Genomic DNA, 1,013 nt, shown 5'->3' with positions numbered 1-1,013 from the left:
AGCCTGTAGAAGTGGCAAACGTACCACATCTTCGCGATATCGACACAACCATGGAGCTACTAAAACGCCTTGGCGCTAAAGTAAGCCGTAACGGTTCTGTTCACGTCGATCCAAGCAGCATCAATGAATATTGCGCTCCTTATGATTTAGTTAAAACCATGCGTGCTTCTATCTGGGCGTTAGGCCCACTTGTGGCTCGTTTTGGTCAAGGTCAAGTTTCTCTACCTGGTGGTTGTGCTATCGGCGCACGTCCAGTTGACTTGCACATTACTGGCCTGGAACAACTAGGCGCAACCATCACACTTGAAGATGGTTACGTGAAAGCTGAAGTTGATGGTCGTCTGAAAGGCGCGCACATCGTGATGGACAAAGTGAGCGTTGGCGCGACCATTACCATCATGTGTGCAGCAGCTCTGGCTGAAGGTACCACAACGTTAGATAACGCAGCGCGCGAACCTGAAATCGTCGATACGGCGGATTTCCTAAATAAACTTGGCGCGAAAATCTCTGGCGCGGGTACAGACACCATCACTATCGAAGGTGTTGAGCGCTTAGGTGGCGGCAAGCACAGTGTCGTAGCAGACCGTATTGAAACGGGGACATTCCTAGTAGCAGCAGCGGTATCTGGCGGTAAAGTAGTTTGTCGTAATACCAACGGTCACTTGCTTGAAGCGGTTCTAGCGAAGCTAGAAGAAGCGGGCGCATTGGTGGAGACAGGTGAAGACTGGATCTCTGTTGATATGACAGACCGTGAGTTAAAAGCAGTAAGTATTCGCACTGCGCCTCACCCTGGTTTCCCGACAGACATGCAAGCGCAATTTACGCTATTGAACATGATGGCGAAAGGCGGCGGCGTGATCACTGAAGCTATCTTTGAAAACCGCTTTATGCACGTGCCTGAGCTGATGCGTATGGGGGCGAAAGCGGAGATTGAAGGTAACACGGTTATTTGTGGTGACGTTGAATCTCTAAGTGGTGCACAAGTGATGGCAACGGATCTACGTGCTTCGGCA

General features: G+C 50.4%; 1 protein-coding gene. It reads left to right on the top strand.

Features of this window, described 5'->3' with window-relative positions; all coding sequences use genetic code 11:
• Positions 1-1,013, top strand: a 1,013-nt coding sequence (gene murA / locus R7Z50_RS24960; RefSeq protein ID WP_318149413.1) for a UDP-N-acetylglucosamine 1-carboxyvinyltransferase, incomplete at both ends; no start/stop codon positions are given.

It is taken from the genome of Vibrio sp. 1249-1 (genome assembly GCF_033340495.1).
This window is presented reverse-complemented; position numbering and strand designations above follow the sequence as displayed.